Source organism: Lysobacter sp. A289 (genome assembly GCF_054072675.1).
In genome coordinates this window covers 2,562,426-2,584,510 of record NZ_JBSVRN010000001.1, presented here as the reverse complement: position 1 = coordinate 2,584,510, position 22,085 = coordinate 2,562,426, and the positions used below count along the sequence as shown (strand labels likewise).

The window sequence follows — 22,085 nt, the reverse complement described above, 5'->3', positions numbered from 1 at the left end:
CTGCATGAAAATCGCCAGTTGGAACGTCAATTCGCTCAACGTACGCCTGCCGCACCTGGAGCAATGGCTGGCTGCAGCCAAACCCGATGTGGTCGGGCTGCAGGAGACCAAGCTCACTGACGATCGCTTCCCCGACACGGCCTTGGCGGCACTCGGCTATCGCAGCGTTTTCAGTGGCCAGAAAACCTACAACGGCGTGGCCATCGTGTCGCGCCAACCGGCGACCGATGTGCAGATCGGCATCCCCGGATTCGACGATGAGCAGAAGCGGGTGATTGCAGCGACCGTCGACGGCGTGCGCATCATCAACCTGTATGTCGTCAATGGCCAGGACGTGGGCACCGACAAGTACGCCTACAAGCTGCGGTGGCTGGCGGCGGTACAGGCATGGATCGCCGCCGAGTTGCAGGCGCATCCGCAGATGGTGGTGCTGGGCGATTTCAACATTGCGCCAGACGACCGCGACGTGCACGACCCGGCAGTGTGGGACGAGACCCACATTCTGACCTCGACCGCCGAGCGCAACGCGCTGCAAGGTTTGCTGGCACTCGGGTTGCATGATGCCTACCGGCTCCACCACGACGGCGCCGGGGTATTCAGCTGGTGGGACTACCGCCAGGCGGGATTCCGCCGCGACCTCGGGTTGCGGATCGACCTGACCCTGGTGTCGGATGCGTTGAAGCCGCGCTGCGTGGCTGCCGGCGTGGACCGCGAGCCGCGCGCCTGGGAGCGACCGAGTGACCATGCGCCGGCCTGGGTGGAAATCACCCCACCGGTGGGCGGCGCCGGGTAGCCGGCCGCTAGTACCCGCCAAACGACAAATGCCCGGCGTGCGCCGGGCATTTGCGTATCACCGCCACGATCACGGCCTGTATCGAGCCATCCGTTCGGCTATCAGCGTGGACGACCGCGACGGAACAGGTTCACGATCGCCAGCAGAACCACCGCGCCCACCAGGGAAATCAGGATGCTGGGGATGCTGATCCCATCGCCGATGCTGCCGCCGGCAATACCCAGGACACCCGCCAGCCAGCCACCCAGGAACGCGCCAACGATGCCGACGATGATATTGAGAAAGATCCCCTGCTGACCGTCAGTCTTCATGATCATGCTGGCGATCCAACCGATGATGCCGCCCACAATCAACCAGATAATAATGCCCATCATGTTTGTCTCTCCTGTCCATTCAGAGGGTTAAGTGCTCCCCCGCTTGGGGGCGAACCCAGTCTGTATAGGACGGTGTGACGAAGGCGTCAGCAGGCCTCAGCCGGTCAGCAGTGCCAACACCGCGTCGCGTGGCAACTTTCCGGTGTCGTTGCGGGGCAGGCATTCAACGCAGCGCAGGCGACGCGGCAGGAACACCGGATCCATCTGCCCGCGCAATGCGAGCAGGATGGTCGCCTCGTCCTGACCCGGGGCGACCACCAGTGCGGCGATCCGGCGCACGCCGACATCGTCCGCGGCATCCAGCTGCACCATCACCCCTTCCACGACTCCGGGCACGGCGAGCAATTTTCGATTCAAGTCGCCCAACGAGGCACGCTTGCCGGCGATTTCCAGCAGGTCGGCGTTGCGTCCACGCAGTTGGAAGCAACCTTCCGGATGCAACTCGACCAGGTCAGCCAGCATTACCGGCTGTGCAAGGTGCGGCGCATGCACCGCCGTACCGTCGGGCCGCGGCTCCAGGCGCACGCCGGGCAACGGCGTCCAGGCGCTTTCCACCGCGGTGCGGCGACGGGCAATCACACAGGTCTCGGTTGAGCCGAACAGTTCGCGCACTTCACAGCCAAAGCGCTTCTCGGCGGCGGCAGCCAACTCAACTGGCAGAGGTGCGGTGGACGACACCACTCCGCACAGCCGTGGCAGCTTGATCCCGGAGTCCAGCACGATGCGCAGGTGCACCGGACTGGTTACCAGCAGGGGGGGCGTGGCGGCGTCGGCCAGTGCCTGCGCCACGTCGCCCGGGAAGAACGGGCGCGCCGAATGCATGGCAACCGGGCCGAGCAGCGGCAGCAGCACGGACATCTCCATTCCGTACATATGTTGCGGCGGCACCGTTGCGACCAAGGGCGTAACGCCATCCTGGTCAAGCAGTCCGACCAGCGCGGCCAGGTTCTGCGCGGTGCTGGCCTGGAACGAACCCCAACGCTTGGCCGTCGCGGTGGGCTGGCCGGTACTGCCGGAGCTGAAGCCGATCGCGACCAATGCCTGCTCTCTTATCGCCGACAACGTCCCATCCAGTTGGGGAAGCCTGTCGGGCAGCAGTTGGACACCCGGCCACACCGGGTCGCAGGTACTGTCGCCAATGCAGTAACTGCCCGGATACCGCGACTGCGCATCCTCGATCACCGCCCGCGCACGCGACGACGGCAGCAAGGTGGTCTGCCCACGCATCACGGCGGCGCAGAAAGCGACCAGGAAGCGGTAACGATCCTCGCACAGGTTGATCACATACGGGGCCGACGGCAGGCTCGCGGCCACGGCGCACACTTCACGCTGGAACGTCGCCAGCGAAATCACGCCATCGGCATTGAACGCGATCACCCGATCAGGCGCACCGGCAGCCATGGCCGACGCGTCCGGCGGGATGATTTCATTGGCAGAATTATCGATAACCGCAGACATAGGCCAATCCTGCGGCAACGCCGCTCCCCTTGCATTAGCTTACGCTGACCGGCCATGGTCAGATCAACAGCGAGTTCATGTTCCTGTCCGATCCCCCCACACCTCATTGGATCTGGCTGCCGCTGCCACGGAGACAGGCGGCCGAGCCGGTCGTGCGGAAATGGCTATCGGAACAACTCCACTATCCAGCGGCAGATCTGCGGATCGAACGCACGCCATATGGGCGCCCCATGCTCGGCGCACCGTTCGACCGCTGGGACTGCAACTGGAGCCATAGCGGTGAAGGCCTGCTGGCCGCACTCGTGGAAGGCCGCCGGGTCGGCGTCGACCTGGAGTGGCAACGCCCACGCCCGCGCGCGCAGTTGCTGGCCCGACGCTTCTTCAGCGCGGAGGAGGCTCAATGGCTCGACCACCTGGATCCCGCGGTGCGTGAGCACAACTTCGTGCGTTTATGGTGTGCGAAAGAAGCGGTCCTGAAGGCGCACGGGCGCGGTCTGGCATTTGGCCTGGAGCGGCTCGCGTTTACGGACACCGCGGCCGGGCTGCAACTGGCCACCTGTGACCCGGCACTGGGACGCCCCTCACAGTGGGGCCTGCGTGAACTGTCACCCGCCCCTGGCTACACCGCAATGCTTGCCTGGCGTGACCACTGGCCGCCGACGTGACGGTTACCAACCGCCTACGGCCGTCATACTCTCCGACGATGATTAGCCCAACCTTCCCTGCCGCAGCGACCTCCGAGCGCCTGCAAGCCCGTCTGCAAGCGGGCCTGGAGGCCCTCGCCCTGGATCGCGGCCTGGCCGCGCCGCTACTGGACTACCTGGACCTGCTGGCCCGCTGGAACCAGACCTACAACCTCACGGCCGTGCGCGACCCGCTGGAAATGGTCGACAAACACCTGCTCGATTCGCTGGCGATGCACGCGTATCTGGACGATATCGCCGGGGCGGGCGGGGCATTGGCCGACCTGGGTACCGGTGCCGGCCTGCCTGGCATCCCGTTGGCCATCGCCAAGCCCGGCCTGCGAGTCACGTTGGTGGAGAGCAATGGCAAGAAGTGCCGGTTCATGCGCGAGGTGGTGCGCAAGCTGGGCCTGCGGGACGTGCAAGTGGTCGAATCGCGGATCGAGGCGCTGGATCGGCCCGGCGCCTTCGACGCGATTACCGCCCGCGCGCTGGCGACGCTGCCGTTGATCCTCCAGCTCGGCGGCCATCTGCTCACACCCGACGGCTGCCTGCTGGCAATGAAGGGCGTGTACCCCGCGCAGGAGATCGCCGAATTGCCACCGGGCTGGGCCTTGGGTGCGTCGCATCCGCTGTCGGTTCCGGGCCTGGACGCCGAGCGCCACCTGGTCATCGTGGGACGAAGCCACGCCCTCGGCAGGCAACCGCCGAGGCGGGCATAATCCCCAGTCCAACCGGCGCCTCGCGCCGCCTTTGCAACCTTCAGCCAGGGGACGAGTCGCATGGCCCGCATCATCGCCGTCGCCAATCAGAAAGGTGGGGTTGGCAAGACCACCACCGCCGTCAACCTGGCCGCCGCATTGGCGCGCACGCCGCAGAAGGTGTTGCTGGTTGACCTGGACCCGCAGGGCAACGCCACCACCGGTAGCGGAGTAGACAAACGCGAGCTGGAAACGTCGATCTGCGAGGTGCTGCTGGGCGAGGACACCGCCGCCGCCGCGATCGTGCGCACCCAGGAAGACTTCGACCTGCTGCCGGGCAACATCGACCTGACGGCGGCCGAACTGCGGTTGATGACCACCGATGCGCGCGAGCAACAACTCAAACTGGTGCTGGCGCCGATTGCCGACAACTACGACTTCGTCCTGATCGACTGCCCTCCGGCATTGTCCTTGTTGACGCTCAACGCGCTGACCGCCGCCGATTCGGTGATCGTGCCGATGCAGTGCGAGTACTACGCGCTGGAAGGCATCAGCGCGCTGATGGATACCATCGAGGCGATCCGCGGCAACCTCAACCCGCAACTGGAGATCGAGGGCGTGTTGCGGACCATGTTCGATGTGCGCAACAACCTGGCCAACGCGGTCTCGGCCGAGCTGACCACTCATTTCGGCGACCAGGTGTTCCGCACCATCGTCCCACGCAACGTGCGCCTGGCCGAAGCGCCCAGCCATGGCCAGAGCATCGTCGGCTACGACCGTGCGAGCCGTGGCGGGATTGCCTACCTTGGCCTGGCCGGGGAAGTATTGCGCCGCCAGCGCGAACGAAGCCGGGCGGTCAAACAAGCGCAGCCGGGGATCACGCCACCAACCACGGAGACCGTCGCATGAGTGCCGTAAAAGGCGAGCCCGGCAAGCAAGCCGCCGCCAATGAGCCGGCCGCCAAGGCCGCGGCAAGCAAAGGGGCTTCCGCAAAGAAGCGTGGTCTGGGTCGCGGACTGGAGGCCCTGCTTGGCCCGAAGGCCGGAGCCACCGTGCTGGAAGCCGGCATCGGCGATACCTTGCGCTACCTGCCCGTGGATGCTCTCGCGCCGGGCAAGTACCAACCGCGCAAGCACTGGGACCAGGGCAAGCTGGAGGAGTTGGCGGAGTCGATCCGCGCCCAGGGCGTGATCCAGCCGATTGTCGCGCGCGAAACCCGCGAGCACGGCGGCAAGACCTACGAGATCATCGCCGGCGAGCGTCGCTGGCGCGCCTCGCAACTGGCGGGACTGGACGAGATCCCGGTCGTGGTGCGCGAAGTGGACGATCGCACCGTCGTCGCGATGGCCCTGATTGAGAACATCCAGCGCGAGGATCTCAATCCGCTGGAAGAGGCCTCTGCGCTGCAGCGGCTGATTGACGAGTTCGACCTCACCCACGCCGAGGCCGCCGGCGCCGTGGGGCGTTCACGCGCATCGGTCTCCAATCTGCTGCGGCTGCTGGAACTGCCGCCGGCAATCCGCGCACTGGTCGAGGCCCGGCAACTTGAGATGGGGCACGCGCGCGCGCTGCTGACCCTGTCGCCGGATCTGGCCAGCAAACTTGCCAGCGATGCCGCCGAGCACGGCTGGTCGGTGCGTGAGGTGGAACATCGCGTCCAGCAGTACGCGTTGGGCAAGGTTCCCGAAGGCAAGCGCGCACGCCCGGCCAAGGCGCGCCCACAGGCCGACATCCTCACCTTGGAGCGTGAGCTGTCGGAGTCGCTCAACACCAAGGTCAACGTCCTGCACGGTCGCGGCGGCAAGGGTCGGCTGGTGATTCATTACAGCGACCTGGATTCACTCGACGGGGTGCTGGAGAAGCTGCGCGGCCGCGGCGAGTAACACCGACGGACCAGACCGGCGCCGTCAGCCCGGTACTTTTGGCCCGTGGGCAGGCATCGAGCGCGAATGCGAAGATCAGGAACCTTCCCGTATCCGTGGCCGCCGTGAACCTACTGCTCCCCGCCCTCCTCGCCGCCCACCTGGCGCTTGCCGCCGTGCCCGCCCACGCCGGACCGGCCGCTACCGGGGCGACGGCCACCACGCCCGGCGCCGAGCCAGCCACCGAAGCCTCGGCAGCTGACGCCCGTTTCCAGGCGATCCACGAGCGCGAATGGTCCTGGCGGCAGGAGCAATTCGGCAGCGCCGACGAGGACAGCGACGGCGCCAACCAGCACCAGCTTCCATCGGTCGACGCGGCCAGCCAGGCCGCGCGATTGAAGGTCTGGGAGGGAGTGCTGGCGGAACTGGACATGATCGATCCCGACGCGCTGTCGGCGGACAACCGCATCAACCTGGCGGTGTACCGCCCCCAGATCGAGAACCTCGCCGCGGCGATCCGGTTCCGCAGCTACGAAATGCCGTTCAACTCGGACTCCTCGTTCTGGTCCAACCTGGGCTTCATGACCCGGCGCCCGATGCATACCGCGGAAGACTACCAGGCCTACATCGACCGCCTGGCCGACGTGCCGCGCTACTTCGACCAGCAGATCACCAACATGCGGGCCGGGCTGGACCGTGGCTTCAGCGTGCCGCGGATCGTGCTGGACGGGCGCGATATCTCGATCGCCGCCATCGCCGAACTCGACGACCCGACCCAATCCAGCTTCTACGAGCCATTGGAGAAGCTCCCCGACACCATCCCTGCCGCCGAGCAAGCCAGGCTGCGCGAAGCCGCGCGCGCTGCGATCGGTGAACAGCTGATCCCCGCCTACGGCCAACTGCTGAGCTTCTTCCGCGAGCAGTACGTGCCGCGCGCACGCACCACCCTGGGCGCCTCCGAGTTTCCCGATGGCGAAGCGTTCTATCGCCAGCAGATCCGCAAGTACACGACCCTGGATCTCACCCCCGATGAAATCCACCAGATAGGCCTGGATGAAGTCGCCCGGATCCAGACCCAGATGGATGCAATCATCGAGCAGGTCGGCTTCGAAGGCAGCTTTGCCGAGTTCCTGGAGTTCCTGCGCACCGACCCGCAGTTCTACGCCAAGACCCCGCAGGAACTGCTCAATCGCGCCGCCTGGATCGCCAAGCGCATCGACGGCGTCGTCGGCCAGTACATCGGCACCCTGCCACGCGGCCGCTTCACCATCGTCCCGGTCCCGGAAGACATCGCACCGTTCTGGACCAGCGGTCGTGGTGGCAACGGCACCTACTGGCTCAACACCTACGACCTGCCCTCGCGCGCGCTCTACAACCTGCCGGCCCTGACCCTGCACGAAGCCTCACCCGGCCACGCCCTGCAAGGCGCACTGGCAGAGGAGCAAACCGCCCTGCCGGACTTCCGCCGCAACACCTACATCTCCGCCTTTGGCGAAGGCTGGGGGCTGTACGTGGAAAAACTGGGCGAGGAAATGGGCATCTACCAGACCCCCTACGAACATTTCGGCCGACTGACCTACGAGATGTGGCGCGCGGCGCGACTGGTGATCGACACCGGCGTGCATGCCCAAGGCTGGACCCGCGACCAGGCCCTGGCCTACCTGCGCGACCGCACCGCGCTGAGCGAGCACGAGATCACCACCGAGGTCGACCGCTACATCTCATGGCCCGGCCAGGCGCTGAGCTACAAGCTGGGCGAACTGGCGATCGTCCGCCTGCGTGGCGAAGCAGAGAAAGCACTGGGCAACCAGTTCGACATCAAGGCCTTCCACGACATGGTGCTGGCGCTGGGCTCGGTTCCGCTACCGGTGCTGGAAACCCAGGTGCACGAGTTCATCGAGCAATCCCGCACGGCCGAAGCCACTAAACCCGAAAAAGCGGAAACGACCAGCACCTGACCGCGCCACCCAAAGCGCCGACGCGGCGTCCGGTGTAGGGCCTGCGTATAGCGGACATGGATGTCCGCGGCGGCGAGTCGGCCACGGATGGCCGACCGAGCCGAAGAGCAGGCCCTACACCGGGCGCCGCTCCCCCCGAAGCCCACGCCCTGCCCTTGCGCTTGCCGTTGCGCTGACCACTTGCCCAGCCACCCCCAAGCCCGCATAATACCCGGCTCGCTGTGTCCTGCTTTCCCAATGGGTAAGCAAGGCGACTCCCGGAAGCGCGATTCCGGGTCGCCCGGTTCCAGCGTCCGTCCTCCGGGACGGCACCCTTCCCGTATCGCATGCCGCCCACCTGAACCGTGGATCCGGCGGGGCCGCCGCCTCCCTGGCCAAGGGAAGCATCAACATCCTTTCGAGGTGCGTATGTCCCGTGTATGCCAAGTAACCGGCAAGCGAACGACGACCGGCAACAACGTCTCGCACGCCATGAACAAGACCCGTCGCCGCTTCATGCCCAACCTTCACGAGCGCCGCTTCTGGGTCGCCAGTGAAAACCGCTGGGTGAAGCTCCGTGTTTCCGCCAACGCCATGCGCACCATCGACAAGAACGGTATCGACTCCGTTCTGGCCGATCTCCGCGCACGCGGCGAAAAGATCTAAGGAGAATTGAACCATGGCTTCCAAGCGCGACAAAATTCGCCTGATCTCTTCGGCCAACACCGGTCATTTCTATACCACTGACAAGAACAAGAAGAACACGCCGAACAAGATGGAGATCAAGAAGTACGATCCCGTCGTTCGCAAGCACGTGATCTACAAGGAAGGCAAGATCAAGTAAGCCTTCCGGCTTGTCCAAAAAGAAACCCGCCTTCCGGCGGGTTTCTTTTTTCGTGCCAGAACTGTTGGCAGAAGCCGCTAGCCAAAGATCAAAGCTTGATGTCCCACGAGTTGATGTAGCCGGTGTCACCGGCCCACATGTCGCGTGCGCGCAACTTCCAGGTGCCATTGATCGACTCACCCGACAGGTCGACGTCGGCATAACCGATCACGTTGTCCGCACTATCGCTGCCGCTGGAGTTCTTGATCCGGTAGGTCGAGCCATCCGGTGCCACCAGGTCAATCTGCAAGTCACCGCGATACGTGTGCCGGATATCGACGTTCAACCGGGTCGCGGACGCGCCGTTGCCACTGCGGCCCGACACGGTGATCGGGCTTTCGATGGTGCCCGGGCTGGGAATCGAGTAGTTGCCGGCGTTGGTGTAGGTCTGCGGACTGTTGTCACCACCGCCGCCGCCTGCGGTATAGCTACCGACCAGGCTCACCCCGGTGTAGCTCTGGTACGCCTTCACGCGCACGTGATACGTCCCAGCCACCGGCGTTGCAAAGGTGCAGGTCTCGCTGTTGCCGCTGCGCCACGGTCGGCAGTCATACGCGCTGTCCGTTGGTGCACTGCCGCGCCTGACATACAGATCCGCATCACCGCTGCCGCCGGAGATGGAGAAGCTCAGGCCACTGGCACCGGCCGGAACCACCATCGTGTAGACCACGTCGTTGCCACTGCTGGCCGCCAAGCCAGTCGCCGGCACGCCGTTCTGCAAGGTTCCATCGCCCGGGTCGCCCGGGTCACCACCACCTCCGGCCACCGCATCCACCGCCGCCTTCGCATTGACGATGCCCTGTCCAATGTCGCGGTCGGTATTGCCCGGGAACGGGCGCAAGGTGGATTTCAGGATGGATTCGATCTGTGCCGGCGTCTTGACCCCGCCATTGGCCGCGGCCGCCGACTGGATCAGCGCGACCACGCCAGCCACGTGCGGAGCCGCCATCGAAGTGCCCGACATCAGGCTGTAGCCCTCGGCGCCCGGCGTGGTGCTCCCGGTATTGACGGTCGAGGCAATGCCGCTGCCTGGTGCGGCCACGTCGATCAACGAACCATAGTTGGAAAAACTCGAGCGTGCGCCCTGACGATCGGTGGACGCCACCGAGATCACGTTGTTGCAGTTGCCTGGCGTGAACCCGGAAACGTCGGCGTTGCTGTTGCCCGATGCGATGACGATGGTGGTGCCGCGCGCGACCGCCCCATTGATTGCATTCTGGGTGGTGTTGCCACACGAACCCGAGCCGCCCAGGCTCATGTTGATGACCTCGGCAGGATTGGGATTGTTCGGCACCCCCGGGACGCTGCCGCCGGACGCCCAGATGATGCCGTCGGCGATATCGGAGGTATAGCCGCCACCCTTGCCGAGCACGCGCACCGGCTGGATCCGGGCATTCGGAGCCACGCCGGCCACACCCTTGTTGTTGTTGGTGACAGCGGCGACGGTGCCCGCAACGTGGGTACCGTGCCAGCTGGAACCACCACCGTTGTAGGCGTCGCCAGGGTCGGCCGGGTTGCTGTCGCGACCGTTGCCATCGCCTGCGACGCCGGCGTCGGAAATCATGTCGTAGCCGGCAATGACGTTGGCGTTCAGGTCACTGTGGTTGGTGATGCCGGTGTCCAGCACGGCGACGACAATGCCCTGGCCGGTGCTGACATCCCAGGCCTGGTCAGCCTTGATGCCACCAGCGGCCTCGAAGTAGTGCCACTGGTTACTCGCGTAATAGGTGTCGTTGGGGGTCATGGTCGGCTTGAGCAACTGATCGACCTCGACGTACTCCACGTTTGGGTCTGTGGCGATCTGGCGCATCAACGCCGCTGCCTCGACCCGATCCAGCTTGCGGGCGGTACGGATCACGTCGGCTCCAGTGGCCGTGCGACGCAATTGCCGCAGCTCCATCTTTTGGCCGGCAGCCGTAGTAGTGGCAACGCGTTGCAGCGAGCGCTGAACATTGGCAACGTTGAGCTGCGGAGCGCTACCGTCGCGGTACTTCACGATGAAGCGATCATGCGTCTCGCCCGATTGCAGGGCCGACAGGTTGACCGTACCGTCGCCTGCGGCAAGCGCGGGCGCGGCGAAGATGGATGCTGTCAACGCGGCTGCGGTGGCGACTGCAAGCGCGTGCTTGCGCATGCCGGAAGTGGAAATTGTAGGCATTTCGTATTACCCCTATGTGGCTTGGTTTGGGTGTATTGAAATGACAAACGATCCAGACCAGTTCCTCCCCCCACGATGCGGTCTGCGTTGCCATCACTGTGCGAACTGAGCCTGGCGAATGGCCGTGGACGCGGCTTCCTTTGCGTCCACGGCCGAAGACGTCGCTATTCGGCACTCCGTACCGACGTCCTTGCGAGGCCCCTGCACTCCGCTATTGCCCTTCCCTGGCATTCCTTCCCTGGCGTTCCTCCCCTGGAGGTGCGTTCCAATTGCCCGAGCAACCGAAGTACGGAACAGATATAAGTGACGTCAAGGGTCATCTGCTTATGAAAATTGTTCAATTTTTTATCAATTAACGGTTAATTTGAGACACTCGTCACGTTATTGGCCGACAGATATCCCCTCGGCAGCAGCTATCGGGATAGTTGAGGGTTCGGCGGGGAGCCGGCTCGGCGGGCTGTGCGGAGGCGCACCGCCGCGATACAACCCACGACAGGAGCGCGCGCAGTGACGGATGCACCCGGGTGTCCATGGCCCAGCGAGGTCAGGCAACTAAGGATTGGCGACCTGGAAATTGACCTGAGGTACCGCCGGGTCAGCAGTCCGGAGCAAACGGTCGAACTGCCCCAGCGCGCGTTCGACCTGTTGCTGGAGTTTCTCTCCAGCCCCCATGCCCTGCATACCCGGGCAATGTTGTTTGATCAGGTCTGGCAGGGTGTGATCGTCGAAGATGCCAACCTGTCACAAAGCATATGGCTACTGCGCAAGGCCTTGGGGCCATCGCGCAAGCAATGGATCCGTACCGTTGCAAAAAAGGGCTACGTGTTCGAGCCGCCCGGACCCGTGGAACCGGTGCTGGTCAATGCGACCGATGCCATCGACGGCGGGGCAGCCGGGCGGGACGACTCGCCGCCTGCGGAACCGTCGGAAGTCCGCATTGGCGGCCCAGAAGTTCCTGAGAAACGGCTCCACCTCTGGCTATTGGCGGCGGGACTGGCGACGCTGGCCGCCATTGCCATCGTCTTGGTACCCAAGCCCACGCCATTGGCGCCGATTGACGCGGCAACCGCTCCGGTGGCCGTCGCACTGATCGAGGTTGGCAACAACAATGATGCCGAGGCTCATTGGCCGGCAACCCTGTTGTATGCCTGGCTGGAATGGAAACTCGACTCGCTGCCGGAAGTGATCGTGTTGAGCGAAGCGCACCTGGCTGCCGACGCGGCGTCACTGTCGCCTACGGTGGTGCTGCTCAGCTCCGGGCAAACTGCAGACAAGCCGGGCGAACGTTTCGTCCGCGCCCGCATTACCGACGCCGATGGCACCCGGCAACTGGAACTGCGCGGCAACCAGGCCCGGATTCCGGCACTGGTCGACCAGTTGTCCCAGCAGATACTGACGCAGTTGGTTCCCGGCCGAGACGACACGCCGTGGCCAACGCTGGACATCGATGCACCCGCTGCCCGCAGCTATGCCACCGCCTACCAGGACTATCGCGACCGGGATATGTCCGCCAGCGCGGCCGGCTTGCAGTCGGTAGTCGAACAATCGCCTGATTTTGGACTGGCACAGCTGCAACTGGCGATGTCCCGGGCACGATTGGGCCAAGCCAATGCCGCCGTGGCACACATGCAGACGGCGCGCGAATTGCTGGTGCCGATCGGCGACGATACCGACCAGGTGCTGGATGCCGCACAACTTTCGGTCGATCCGCGCCGCGTGACTGAGGCGGCTGCGGCACTCACCGCGTTGGCGGACAGATACCCGAAAAACCTGACATTCCGGCTCGACCAGGCCTGGTTCCAACTACGCTCCGGCCAGTCCGACCTGGCACTGGAGAGCCTGGCGGAGGTGGAATGGCAGCGCCAGCCCATCAGCTTGCGCATTCCCTGGTTGATTTGCCTGGCCGAGATTGCCGGCACCCGCGGCGACCGCAATGGCATGCGTACGCACGCGATGGCGGCCGAGCAACTGGCACGTGACGCCGGCCCGGGATGGGAGCGTGAGCGCGCGGCCGCCATCCACCTGAAAGCCCAGGTCGACGTCGCCGAGTTCGGGGAGAAGGCCGACATGTCGCAGTTCGAGCAGGCAGCAGTGCTGTTCGCCGCTGCCGGCGCGGAACTGGACGCATTGTACGTCCGGGTTTCCGCCGAACTGTCGAAGCCACCATCGGTGCCGTCGACGCAGCTGGACACGCTGCTGGCCCGATCACACGCCGGCGGTTATCGGTCCATGGAGGTCCAACTGCTTCGCCGCGTCGCATTCCAGCACTACAACGCCGGCAACCTGGCCGAGTACCGCAAGCGACTGGATGAGGCCCTCGCCATCGCCGTGGCTGCGGGCGATGCCCACGGGCAGCGCACATTGCAACTGGACTTGCTCAACGAGGACGCCTTGGCGGGTCGCTTCGATCAGGCACGCGAACGTGTTCGCCGTATCCGAAGCCAAGGGTTGAAAGGCAACCTGGCGGTGTGGCTGGATCAGTTCGAGGCGTTTATCCTGGCCACCGAGGGCGACTACACCGGCTCGCTGGAAGTACTCGAGCACACCGTGAAGCGACTCGCCCGTGAAGACCTCCCGCCATTGCCCACGGTGGTTTCTGCGCGACTGGCATGCGCGAGGGTGACTGGGCTGTTGTCGTTGGGACGGATGCAGCAAGCGCGCATGGCGCTGGATCGCTGCGGTCTGGATGGGCAACCCGAGCTGCAGGATCAATTGGTGATGCACCAAGCCGCCATCTCCCTGCTGGCCGGCGATGCGGCGTCTGCGTTGCCACGGCTGCAGACGATGGTGACCCGGATCCGATCCATGGAGCAATGTCCCGAACGCTGGATGACGGCACTGCAGGTCGCGCCGCTGCTGGCTCGCGCCGGCCAATTGGAAGAAGCGGACGCGTTGTACATCGCTACCCACGACGCACTGCAAGGTTCCGGATACGCCTGGTTGCTCGCCGACGCGGAAGTTGGCCAAGCCGAAACGGCAGCCGCGCGCGGCCGGTGGACGCAGGCGATGCGCCACGCAGAGGCCTCACGCCAAACCTATCCCAACGACACCTGGATGCAGTCCCACCGCCTCGACCAAGTCGCAATCCTGCACGCACTGGCCGACAACCAGCCCGAGGCCGCGCAATCCTTGCTGTCACGCAGTCACGCCCGCGCCCATGCGCTGGGGGATGTCGCGGTACAGCTGGAGCTGCACAGCCTGATGGCGGCCGATGGCCGGCTCAACGACTGCGACATCGAAGGCCCCGGCGCGCAAGTCGCCACCACCGGCATGCGGGGCGCAAACCTGGGTTGGATGACACCCTGGCCGGCAGGCCGCGAAGCGACCATCGCGGCGGCACCTGCCCACAACCGGAACCCGGCCGACCAGATACGGCGCTGACCGATACCATGAGCAACTTCATATCCGGTTCCTGACTGGCGAGGCGTGGAATTGATTCCTGGCTGGATACTGCTGCTGGTGTCGGTCGGCTATGTCGGCATGCTGTTCGTGGTCGCGTATTACGGCGATCAACGCGAAGCGATGCCGAAACATCGCTGGGTACGCCCGGCGGTGTACTCGCTGGCGTTGGCGGTCTATTGCTCGTCATGGACGTTCTACGGCGCGGTCGGTACTGCTGCGCGTACCGGCCTGGGGTTCCTGCCGATCTACCTGGGGCCGCTGCTGCTGTTGCTGTTCGGGTGGCGGTTGCTGGAACGGCTGGTACTGATCTCCGACGAGCAGCGGATCACCTCGATCGCCGACTTCCTTTCCTCGCGGTATGGCCGCGCGCCAGGGCTGGCGGCTCTGGTCTCGTTGCTCGCACTGATCGCCGCGATTCCCTACGTAGCGCTGCAGTTCAAGGCCGTCGCCGACAGTATCGAGGTACTCGCCGGGGTACCGGCCAACACCAGTCTGTTGGCTGACCCGGCGCTGTACATCGCGTTGTTGCTGGCGGTGTTCTCGATCCTGTTTGGCACCCGGCAGATCGACGCCACCGAGCACCATCACGGCATGGTGCTGGCGGTCGCGCTGGAGTCGCTGGTCAAACTGGTGGCGTTCATCGCCGTGGGTATCTTCGCGCTGATGCACCTGCCGGGCGTCGGCGGCCTGGGCGAGCGCATCGTGCAGGCGGCCGATACCGTCACCCGGCCCGGCTTGCCGGTGGGCTTCGTCGCCCAGACCCTGCTCGCCTTCACCGCGTTGATCTGCCTGCCACGGCAATTCCACGTCGCGGTGGTGGAGTGCCAGAACGTCGGCGACCTGCGCATCGCGCGTTGGTTCTTCGGCGGCTACCTGATATTGATCAGCCTGATGGTTGTGCCGATCAGCCTGGCCGGCCAGGCCGTGCTGGGCGACAGCGGGGTATCGCCCGACACCTACGTGCTCGCACTGCCACTGGTGATGGACGAGAACCTGTTGGCGCTGATCGTCTACATCGGTGGATTCTCCGCCGCCACCGGCATGGTGATCGTGACCAGCGTGGCGCTGGCAACGATGGTCAGCAATGATCTGATCATGCCGGCACTGTTGCGTACCGGCGCACTCAGCCGGACCGGGCCGGGTATCGAGAAGCGGGTGCTGTGGGTACGCCGGGCAACGATTATCGGCTTGGCGCTGATGGCCTACGCCTATGCCCGGGGGTCCGGTGACGGCAGCCTCGCCCAGCACGGCCTGTTGGCATTTGCCGCGGTCGCGCAGTTCGCACCGGCGTTGATCGGCGGCCTGTACTGGCGAGGTGCCAGCCGCACCGGTGCGCTCGCGGGAATCGCCGCTGGCGCATCGGTGTGGTTCTACACCTTGTTGTTGCCGAGCCTGGCCACCGGGGGCTGGATCGCTTCGGACTGGGTCGATGTCGGCCCGTTCGGCATTGCCTGGCTGCAACCGGAGCAACTGTTCGGCCTGGTGGGTTGGGACAGCCTGACTCACGGGGTGTTCTGGTCACTGCTGCTCAACACCAGCGCCTTTGTCTACGTCTCCGCACGTCAGCGGCCGCGGCTGCAGGAGCAACTGCGGGCGGCGCCATTCCTGGACCCGTATCGAGAACGACCGCCGCTCGGCCCGGGCGGCTGGGCCGGCAACGTGCGCGGTGGCGACCTGTTGGCGTTGGCCGAACGCATCGTCGGTGGGCGTCATGCCCGACGCTCCTTCCAGGACTATGCCGGTCGGCAGGGTCAGCCATGGAACCCGGAACAGCTTGCCGACCGCGCGCTCGCCCAGTTCACCGAGCGCCTGCTCGCCGCCGCGATCGGTGCTGCCTCGGCGCGGCTCACCTTGACCAGTGCCCTGCGCGGATCGGGCATGGAACTGGGCGAGGTGGTGGCGCTGCTGGACGAGGCGAACCAGGAGCTGCGTTTCAACCGCCAGGTACTGGCGACCACGCTGGAGAACATCAGCCAGGGCGTCAGCGTGGTGGACGCGGAGCTGTGCCTGGTGGCCTGGAACCGCCGCTACCAGGAGATGTTCGACTACCCGCAGGGCATGTTGTACGTCGGCCGTCCGGTCGCGGATCTTCTGTACTGGAATGCCGAGCACGGCGAGATGGGTCCGGGGGACATCGAGACCCAGGTGCAGCGGCGGATCGAGCACCTTGGTGTCGGCGCGCCGCATGTGTCCGAACGCGTGCGCAGCAACGGGCAGGTGATCGAGCTGCGCGGCCGGCCGCTCGACGGTGGTGGCTACGTCACCAGCTACAGTGACATCACCGATTACAAGCGCGTCGAGCGCGCCTTGCGCGAATCCAACGAGACCCTGGAGCAGCGTGTCGAGCAACGCACTCGCGAGGCCGAGGACGCACAGCAATCCAGGACCCGGTTCCTTGCCGCGGTCGGCCACGACCTGCTGCAACCGTTGAATGCCGCGCGGCTGTTTACCTCGGCCCTGCGCGAGAGTGACGAGCCCGACGAACAGGGGCGCCTCGCCGAACGCGTCGATGCCTCCCTGCGCGCCGCCGAGGATCTGCTCGACGGCTTGCTCGATATCTCCCGCCTCGACGCCGGTGCATTGCGCCCGGAGATCGCCGACTTCGACGTCAACGAACTGCTGCGCGAACTGGCCGCCCAGCATTCACCGATCGCCGCCAGCCGTAACCTGCAATTGCGGGTGCGCGCGCCGGCCGCGCCGCTGATGGTGCGTACCGATCGCCGGCTGTTGCGCCGCGCGCTGCAGAATTTTCTCGCCAATGCCTTGCGCTATACCCGTGATGGCGGCGTGCTGATCGCCGCGCGCGTGCGCAAGGGCGCCGTCGAGCTGCAGGTCTGGGACACCGGGCCGGGGATCTCGCCGCACCACCTCGTGCAGATCTTCGACGAGTTCCGCCGCTTCGACCATCCCGGCCGCGGCGAGCGTGGCCTCGGCCTGGGACTATCGATCTGCCAACGTATCGCCCGCACCCTGGACCATCCGCTGGGCGTGCGTTCGCGGGTCGGTGCCGGCAGCGTGTTCTCGATCACCGTGCCATTCGGCCGGGCACGTTTCCCCGACGCCCCCGCGCCCGCCCCGCGCACCGAAGGCATTGCCGATTCCCTCACCGGCCTGCGTGTGTTGTGCATCGACAACGACCGCGAGATTCTCGAAGGCATGCGTGCCCTGCTCACCCGCTGGCACGTCGTCAGCATGACCGCCGCCACCGTCGACGAGGCCATCGTCGTGCTGGACGCGCTGCCGGCCGGCGAAGCTCCCGACGTCGCCCTGGTCGACTACCACCTGCACGACCGCCTCGACGGTCTGGGCATCATCGACCTGCTGCGCGAGCGCCTCGGCCCCGACCTGCCGGCCGCGCTGCTGACCGGCGACGGCAGCGATGCGCTCAAGCACGCCGCCCGCGAGCATCACTGCCTGGTGCTGACCAAGCCGATCAAGCCGGCGTCGCTGCGGGCGTTCCTGGCGGCGCAGCGCTAGACAGCCGATGGCCTTCGACCAGGCACGTCGCGCTCGGTCGGGCGGTTCCCCGCCGCGCTGGCCAAAGCCAAGTCGAAGCTACTCCACACCCTCCGGCGGCAACGTGATGTTGCCCGGATCCAACGCCAGGCGGCCGGCAATCAGCACGGCCTGGGTGCGGTTGTTGGCGCCGAGCTTGCGCAGGATCGCGGTGACGTGGGCCTTGACGGTCGCCTCGGAGACTGTGAGCTCGTAACCGATCTGCTTGTTCAACAGGCCCGAGCCGAGCATCTGCAGGACGCGGAATTGCTGCGGGGTGAGGTCGCGCAGGCGGCGGGCGGCATCGTGCTCATCGGGGTGGGCGGCTGGGGCATTGAAGGCGGCGGCCGGGGCCCAGCGGTCGCCCGCCAGAACGGTACCGATCGCCTCACCCAGGGTGGCCACATCGGCGGACTTTGGAATGAAGCCGACCGCGCCGTGGTCCAGTGCGCGCCGCATCACCGCCGGCTCCTCGCGCGCGGACACCACCACGATCGGCAACTGCGGACGCAAGGCACGCAAGTGCACCAACGCACTGAAGCCCTGCGCGCCGGGCATGTTCAGGTCGAGCAGCAACAGGTCGGCGTCCGGCTCGGCTTCGACCAGCGCGTACAGGGCGCCCACGCTGTCGGCCTCGTGCAGGCGCGCGGTCGGCAGTACCCGCGCAACGACCCCGCGCAAGGCTTCGCGGAACAGCGGGTGGTCATCGGCAATCAGCAGGGTCGGCATGGGCGGACGCTACGGGACGCGACGCTCCTTGACCAGCGAATCGACTACGGCCGGATCGGCCAGGGTGCTGGTGTCGCCGAGTTGATCCGGGGCGTTCTCCGCAATCTTGCGCAGGATGCGGCGCATGATCTTGCCTGAGCGGGTTTTGGGCAGGCCCGGCGCCCATTGCAGATGGTCGGGAGTCGCAATCGGACCGATTTCCGTACGCACATGCTTGACCAGTTCCGCGCGCAATGCATCGCTGGGCTGCTCGCCGGCAATCAGCGTCACGTAGGCATAGATGCCCTGGCCCTTGATGTCGTGCGGGAAGCCGACCACGGCGGCCTCGGCGACCTGCGGGTGCGAGACCAGTGCGCTCTCCACCTCGGCGGTGCCGATGCGGTGGCCGCTGACGTTGATCACGTCGTCCACCCGGCCGGTGATCCAGTAGTCGCCGTCGGCGTCGCGGCGGCAGCCATCGCCGGTGAAGTAGGTGCCCGGATAGGTCTTGAAATAGGTATCGATAAAACGCTGGTGGTCGCCGTAGACGGTGCGCATCTGGCCCGGCCACGAATCGACGATGACCAAGTTGCCTTCGCCCTCGCCTTCGATGAAGTTGCCGTTGGTGTCGACAATCGCCGGCTGGACGCCGAAGAACGGATTGGTGGCACAGCCGGGTTTGAGGTCGGTCGCACCCGGCAACGGTGAGATCAGGATGCCGCCGTTCTCGGTCTGCCACCAGGTGTCCACGATCGGGCAACGGCCGTCGCCGACGACGTCGTAGTACCAGCGCCAGGCCTCGGGATTGATCGGCTCCCCGACGCTGCCCAGCAGGCGCAGTGATTTGCGCGAGGTCGCCTTGACCGGCTCGTCGCCCTCGCGCATCAGCGCGCGGATCGCGGTCGGCGCGGTGTAGAAAATGCTGACCTGGTGCTTGTCGATGACCTGCCAGAAACGCGAGGCGTCCGGGTAATTCGGAACGCCCTCGAACACCAGCGAGGTGGCGCCGTTGGCCAGCGGCCCGTAGACGATGTAGCTGTGGCCGGTGACCCAGCCGACGTCGGCGGTGCACCAATAGACGTCGTCCTCGCGCAGGTCGAATATCGCCTCGTGGGTGTAGCTGACATACACCAGGTAGCCCCCGGTGGTGTGCAGCACGCCCTTGGGTTTGCCGGTGCTGCCGGAGGTGTAGAGGATGAACAATGGGTCTTCGGCATTCATGCGCTCGGGCTCGCACTCGACCGGCTGCTCGTCGACCACGGCGTCATACCAGCGGTCACGCGGCATCTGCATGTCGACCGCGGCGCGGGTATGGCGTACCACCAGCACGGTCTCGACGCTGTTGGTACCGGGCAGCTTCAACGCGGCATCGACGTTGACCTTCAATGGCACCCGCTTGCTGCCGCGCAGGCCCTCGTCGGCGGTGATGATGAGCTTGCTGCCACTGTCGGCCACGCGGTCGGCGATCGAGTGGGCCGAGAAGCCGCCAAACACCACCATGTGCACCGCGCCGATGCGCGCGCAGGCGAGCATCGCGATCGCCGCCTCGGGAATCATCGGCAGGTAAATGGTGACCCGGTCGCCCTTGCCGATGCCCAGCGCGCGTAGGGCGTTGGCCAGCTTGCCTACGCGCTGGTGCAGCTCGCGGTAGGTGATGTTCTGCGCGGGTGCGTCGGGGCTGTCGGGCTCGAACACCAGCGCGGTCTTGTCACCGCGGGTAGCCAGGTGGCGGTCCAGGCAATTGACGCTGACGTTGAGCTCGCCGTCCTCGTACCAGCGGATGCGGAAATCGGCCAGGTCGAAGCTGGTGTTCTTGATCCTTGTCGGCTTGGTCATCCAGTCCAGCCGCTCCGCCACCTGCCCCCAGAACTGATCCGGGTGCGCGACCGACTGCGCGTACAGACGCTGGTAGTCGTCCTGGGTGATGCGGGTATCGGCGGCGAATCCGGGCTTGACCGGATAGACCGCGATGGGCTGGTTCGAGACGGGCTCGCTCATGACGCACTCCGATATGCAGTTGCGGGGCCGGCACGCGGCGGGGGTCGGGAGGAGCAGTGTGCCGCATCGTCCGGGGCGGTCGGTAAACCTCGCCTTAGACCTTGGTCGTAATCGGCAGGATGAACAGGGGCATCTACGACCAAAGGTGAATGGTTGTGCAGTGTGGTGGCCACGCAGTCTGCCTGCGAACCGTGCAAACGACGCGGTTTCCATGGGAGGGAACATGTCCAATCGCAAGCCGTCGTACGGCGTGACCACGCTCCACAAGCGACCGATCCCCAAGCGACCGCTCGCCGCGGCGTTGCTGGTCGCACTGGCATTGCCCGGCTTCGCCTACGCGCAAACAGCCAAGGAGGTCGAGCTGGAGGCCCGCGTGGTCGAGCTGGAGAAGATGGTCCAGCAACTGGTGTCGCAGCAACAGCCGGCCATCACCACTACCGCGGCGGTGCCGGCCGCTCCGGCCGCGACCGCGGTGGCCGACGGCAAGGCGATCCAGGCCACCACCATCACGCCGTCCGCGGCACCCGGCACCGCCTTCAGCTTCGGTGGCTTCATCAAGCTCGACGCGATGGTCACCGACACCAGCGACGGACGCATCGCCGACGGCTCGGCGGGCCGGCTGTTCTACGTCCCCAGCACGATCCCGGTTGGCCCCGACGGTGCCGAGGGCGGCGACGCCTATACCGATGTGCATGCTCAGTTCTCGCGCTTCTGGCTCGCCGCCGACCATGTCACCGACGCTGGCGACAAGGTCAAGGCCTACATCGAAGCCGACATGTACGGCGGCGGCAGCAACGCGCTGCTCGGCAACGAGACCTCGACCAACACCTACGGCGTATCCCTGCGCCACGCCTACGTCAGCTGGAACAACTGGCTGGCCGGTCAGACCTGGTCGAACTTCCAGGACACCGCCGCGCTGCCGGATTCGGTCGACTTCGTCGGCCCGACCGACGGCGTGATCTTCGTGCGCCAGGCCCAACTTCGCTACACCAGCGGCCCGTGGTCGTTCTCGCTGGAGAACCCGCAGACCACCGTCACCCCGTACCTCGCCGCCGGCCCGCGCTTCAACAGTGGCGACAACATCGCCCCCGATGCGACGGCGCGCTGGATCACCAAGGGCGACTGGGGCCACTTCACCGTGGCCGGCCTGCTGCGCCAGTTCAAGGCTGGCGAGGAGACCGCGACCGGCGGCGCGCTCAGCGCCTCGGGCAAGTTCAACCTCGGCGCCAGCGACGACATCCGCTACGCGATCAACGGCGGCAGCGGCATCGGTCGCTACCTCGCGTTCGGCATGGGCAGCGACGTGGTGCAGGACGTCGACGGCGATCTCGAGGCGCTGGACGGCTATGGCGGCTATGTCGCCTGGCGCCATGTCCTCAGCCCGAAGCTGCGCGGCAACCTGATGTATTCGGCCGCGCACTTCGACAACGACGTCGGAATCACCGGCCAGGGCGTGACCGAGCGTGCCCACTCGCTGCGCGCCAACCTCATCTATTCGCCGTTTCCCAAGCTCGACATCGGCGCGGAACTGAGCGTCGGCCAGCGTTTCCTCGAAGACGATCGCGAAGGCGACCTGAGCCGCCTGCACACCACCGTCAAGTACAGCTTCTAACGCACACCCAACCCGAAGGGA

The 22,085-nt window shown here is 65.8% G+C and carries 15 protein-coding genes and 2 pseudogenes; 11 read left to right on the top strand and 6 right to left on the bottom strand.

Annotated features, from left to right (window positions below):
- Nucleotides 1-4 precede the first annotated feature (4 nt).
- A complete protein-coding gene (gene xth / locus ACW5DN_RS11895) occupies nucleotides 5-793 on the top strand; it encodes an exodeoxyribonuclease III (RefSeq protein ID WP_456962862.1) in 789 nt (262 codons plus the stop codon).
- Between the two features lie 101 nt (nucleotides 794-894).
- Here xth and ACW5DN_RS11890 read toward each other — a convergent pair whose 3' ends face one another.
- A complete protein-coding gene (locus tag ACW5DN_RS11890; RefSeq protein ID WP_456963064.1) occupies nucleotides 895-1,164 on the bottom strand; it encodes a GlsB/YeaQ/YmgE family stress response membrane protein in 270 nt (89 codons plus the stop codon).
- 99 nt (nucleotides 1,165-1,263) lie between these two features.
- Nucleotides 1,264-2,625: an AMP-binding protein gene (locus ACW5DN_RS11885; protein WP_456962861.1), complete on the bottom strand. Its 1,362-nt coding sequence runs from the start codon at nucleotides 2,623-2,625 to the stop codon at nucleotides 1,264-1,266.
- A gap of 230 nt (nucleotides 2,626-2,855) precedes the next feature.
- Between ACW5DN_RS11885 and ACW5DN_RS11880 the strand changes: the two genes are divergently transcribed.
- The 7 genes from ACW5DN_RS11880 to rpmG all read left to right on the top strand — a co-directional run bounded on the left by ACW5DN_RS11880 (nucleotide 2,856) and on the right by rpmG (nucleotide 8,652).
- A complete protein-coding gene (locus ACW5DN_RS11880) occupies nucleotides 2,856-3,290 on the top strand; it encodes a 4'-phosphopantetheinyl transferase family protein (RefSeq protein ID WP_456962860.1) in 435 nt (144 codons plus the stop codon).
- 38 nt (nucleotides 3,291-3,328) lie between these two features.
- Nucleotides 3,329-4,030, top strand: coding sequence for a 16S rRNA (guanine(527)-N(7))-methyltransferase RsmG (gene rsmG / locus ACW5DN_RS11875; RefSeq protein ID WP_456962859.1), 702 nt, complete (start codon nucleotides 3,329-3,331; stop codon nucleotides 4,028-4,030).
- A gap of 60 nt (nucleotides 4,031-4,090) precedes the next feature.
- Nucleotides 4,091-4,918, top strand: a complete 828-nt coding sequence (locus tag ACW5DN_RS11870; RefSeq protein ID WP_456962858.1) for a ParA family protein — start codon at nucleotides 4,091-4,093, stop codon at nucleotides 4,916-4,918.
- Nucleotides 4,915-5,892, top strand: coding sequence for a ParB/RepB/Spo0J family partition protein (locus ACW5DN_RS11865; RefSeq protein WP_456962857.1), 978 nt, complete (start codon nucleotides 4,915-4,917; stop codon nucleotides 5,890-5,892). The genes ACW5DN_RS11870 and ACW5DN_RS11865 overlap by 4 nt, the downstream gene beginning before the upstream one ends.
- Nucleotides 5,893-5,996: 104 nt before the next feature.
- Nucleotides 5,997-7,829 (top strand): DUF885 domain-containing protein, encoded by a 1,833-nt coding sequence (locus tag ACW5DN_RS11860; RefSeq protein WP_456962856.1) that lies wholly within the window; start codon nucleotides 5,997-5,999, stop codon nucleotides 7,827-7,829.
- Nucleotides 7,830-8,237: 408 nt separating this feature from the next.
- Nucleotides 8,238-8,474: a 50S ribosomal protein L28 gene (gene rpmB, locus ACW5DN_RS11855; RefSeq protein ID WP_036191474.1), complete on the top strand. Its 237-nt coding sequence runs from the start codon at nucleotides 8,238-8,240 to the stop codon at nucleotides 8,472-8,474.
- 13 nt (nucleotides 8,475-8,487) lie between these two features.
- Nucleotides 8,488-8,652 carry a 50S ribosomal protein L33 gene (rpmG, locus tag ACW5DN_RS11850; protein ID WP_036191471.1) on the top strand — a complete coding sequence of 55 codons (165 nt, stop codon included), beginning with the start codon at nucleotides 8,488-8,490 and terminating at the stop codon, nucleotides 8,650-8,652.
- Between the two features lie 88 nt (nucleotides 8,653-8,740).
- Here rpmG and ACW5DN_RS11845 read toward each other — a convergent pair.
- Both ACW5DN_RS11845 and ACW5DN_RS11840 read right to left on the bottom strand, forming a co-directional pair.
- Nucleotides 8,741-8,968, bottom strand: a pseudogene (locus tag ACW5DN_RS11845) (proprotein convertase P-domain-containing protein); the annotation flags it as partial.
- 147 nt (nucleotides 8,969-9,115) lie between these two features.
- Nucleotides 9,116-10,849 (bottom strand): annotated as a pseudogene (locus ACW5DN_RS11840) (S8 family peptidase); the annotation flags it as partial.
- 507 nt (nucleotides 10,850-11,356) lie between these two features.
- Here ACW5DN_RS11840 and ACW5DN_RS11835 point away from each other — a divergent pair.
- Together ACW5DN_RS11835 and ACW5DN_RS11830 are read left to right on the top strand one after the other, a co-directional pair.
- Nucleotides 11,357-14,230, top strand: a complete 2,874-nt coding sequence (locus tag ACW5DN_RS11835) for a winged helix-turn-helix domain-containing protein (RefSeq protein WP_456962855.1) — start codon at nucleotides 11,357-11,359, stop codon at nucleotides 14,228-14,230.
- Nucleotides 14,231-14,281: 51 nt separating this feature from the next.
- Complete coding sequence (locus ACW5DN_RS11830) at nucleotides 14,282-17,728, top strand: hybrid sensor histidine kinase/response regulator (protein ID WP_456963063.1); 3,447 nt, start codon at nucleotides 14,282-14,284, stop codon at nucleotides 17,726-17,728.
- A 78-nt stretch (nucleotides 17,729-17,806) separates the two neighbouring features.
- Here ACW5DN_RS11830 and ACW5DN_RS11825 read toward each other — a convergent pair whose 3' ends face one another.
- Both ACW5DN_RS11825 and acs read right to left on the bottom strand, forming a co-directional pair.
- A complete protein-coding gene (locus ACW5DN_RS11825; protein WP_456962854.1) occupies nucleotides 17,807-18,475 on the bottom strand; it encodes a response regulator in 669 nt (222 codons plus the stop codon).
- A 9-nt stretch (nucleotides 18,476-18,484) separates the two neighbouring features.
- A complete protein-coding gene (acs, locus tag ACW5DN_RS11820) occupies nucleotides 18,485-20,452 on the bottom strand; it encodes an acetate--CoA ligase (RefSeq protein ID WP_456962853.1) in 1,968 nt (655 codons plus the stop codon).
- A 223-nt stretch (nucleotides 20,453-20,675) separates the two neighbouring features.
- On the opposite strand from acs, the gene ACW5DN_RS11815 reads away from it, so the two are divergent.
- Nucleotides 20,676-22,064, top strand: a complete 1,389-nt coding sequence (locus tag ACW5DN_RS11815) for a DcaP family trimeric outer membrane transporter (protein WP_456962852.1) — start codon at nucleotides 20,676-20,678, stop codon at nucleotides 22,062-22,064.
- Nucleotides 22,065-22,085 lie beyond the last annotated feature (21 nt).